The sequence below is a fragment of the Aerococcus sp. L_32 genome, from assembly GCF_050689315.1.
On record NZ_JBOEQF010001058.1, the window covers coordinates 1 to 638 of the forward strand.

Consider the following 638-nt stretch of genomic DNA (forward strand, 5'->3'; position numbering starts at 1 on the left):
TTAGACATGATAACTTTAATTTCGTCTTCATTAATACCTACCATCGCTTCGCCTAAATCAGTTGAGATTTCGACTAATTTGGCAGCATTTTTGTAATTGGCTACTGCTTCAACTATGGATTTGGCACGTTTTTCTGGATTACCTGATTTGAAAATACCTGAACCAACAAAAACGCCTTCAGCACCTAATTGCACCATTAAAGCCGCGTCAGCAGGTGTTGCCACCCCGCCAGCTGAAAAGTTCAACACAGGTAATTTACCAGTATCATGTACTCGCTTTAATAAATCATAAGAGACGCCTAATTCCTTAGCTTGGTTAAAGAGCTCATCATCTTGTAACGAAGCCACATAGCGGATTTGTTCATGGATTTTTCTTAAGTGGGTAACCGCTTGACTGACATCCCCCGTTCCTGCTTCACCTTTAGTACGAATCATTTTAGCCCCTTCTTGAATACGGCGTAAAGCTTCACCTAAATCTCTAGCACCACAAACGAAAGGTGCTTCAAATTGTTGTTTATCAATATGATAAACATGATCAGCTACTGATAAGACTTCTGACTCATCAATATAGTCAATTTGTAAACTTTCTAAGATTTGAGCTTCGACAAAGTGACCAATTCTTACTTTCGCCATGACTGG

Annotated in this window: 1 protein-coding gene; it reads right to left on the reverse strand. The window is 39.5% G+C overall.

The window, feature by feature from the left end; translation table 11 throughout:
- Window positions 1-638 (reverse strand): pyridoxal 5'-phosphate synthase lyase subunit PdxS (locus ACRCJ0_RS18175; protein ID WP_431391533.1); only part of this gene is annotated, 638 nt, incomplete at both ends.